The organism is Streptomyces graminilatus (assembly GCF_001418565.1).
Classification (GTDB): Bacteria; Actinomycetota; Actinomycetes; order Streptomycetales; family Streptomycetaceae; genus Streptomyces; species Streptomyces graminilatus.
Genome location: NZ_LIQQ01000790.1, coordinates 1 through 1,353 on the forward strand (window position 1 = coordinate 1; position 1,353 = coordinate 1,353).

1 pseudogene is annotated in these 1,353 nt (G+C 68.2%); it reads right to left on the reverse strand.

What is annotated here, in order from left to right:
• Window positions 1-994: 994 nt before the first annotated feature.
• Window positions 995-1,353, reverse strand: a pseudogene (locus tag AOK08_RS41610) (hypothetical protein); the annotation flags it as partial.

The following is a 1,353-nucleotide window of genomic DNA, read 5'->3' on the forward strand; positions in this document are numbered from 1 at the left end:
CTCGACCACTGACCACTGACCACGCCAAGATCCACATTTCCACCTGTAACGGCACGCCGGCCCAGCAGTGGGTCCTGCTCTGCACGAAGACAGCTCCCTGCGCGTCCTCGGCAAGCGCCTCGCATCATGCTCCACACCGCCCGCGACCAGGTGATCCAGGCCACCGGCATCGCTGCGCGTGGTGTACATGTCGCCGGCCATGGCGCGTTCTCCCAAGCCCGACCATCCCGGGGGCGTACGGGCCGCCGGGCGTGTACGAGGGTCCTCGATCTGCTGGGCCGAGGGGAGTGGCCGGTCACGACCACGGTGTCCTGGAGAGTGCCCAGGAGTCCGGGCTCTCCTGGGGCGCTGGTCATGGATCACCTGGCCGGTGCCCACGCACGTTGCGCAGCCCGTTGTGAAGCCCCTTGTGCAGTCCGTTGATCTCGTGGAGGTGAGTCCCCTCCGAAGTCGGTCCGCCGGCGCAGCCCTCGCAGGTCGTCTCCGGCTGACGCTGGTTTCACGGGTCCGTCAGGTCACCCAACTTTTCTGACGGATCGCCAGAATGCGGTGTGACGACGCGTCCACTCCCCCCGGGCGACNNCCAACAAGTACCCGGCCGCCGGAGGGTACTGCTGGTACATGCGGAAGGTGATGCCCGATCACGCCGGCTCCAAGCGGTGGGACTCGCTGACGCACTACCTGGGCCCCGACACCCGGGCCAAGAACGGCGCCGGCAATCCGTGGAGCTCGAACAACAGCCGTGACCGTGTGGGTGACAGCACCTGGAGCCTGCACCCGTCCGATACGTCGGTGGGGTCGGTCGACTGCGACGAGTACGCGATGGCCTCGACGCACGAGTCCGACGGCTACCCCAAGAGCGTCAACCTGGTGACGTCGGGCAGTAAGTGCGCCCATCTGTTCACCGACAAGACGGGCGACGGCTCGGCGGACTTCGGCATCCTCGCGGACACCCGCACGGCGACGAACGGGCCGGCCCCCATTTTGTACGTGGTCAGCCGGTGAGGGGACGCCACCGGTCTTCCTGTGCCGGGTCGATCCTGCTGCCCCAGACCAGCGCCCCGCCGATCAGGCCGGGCTTGTCCCGGGTGGCCAGGGCCGGGGCTTCGAGCATGTCGGCAGCCTCTTCCAGGTAGGTGACCAGGGTGTCGAGCTCGTCGCCGGGTCCTTCGTTGTAGCGGGACCAGCGGCCCAGGTAGCCGGTGGCGGCGTCCAGGTACAGACCCGAGGTGCCGTCCGCCGCGTCGTGCGAGACCACCGGAATCCAGGTCGCCTTCCACACGGTGATCCGCTCGTCCTCGGGACGGTCGACGTTGAAAGTGTCCTCGTGGTCCTGGGCCTCCATCCGCCGCC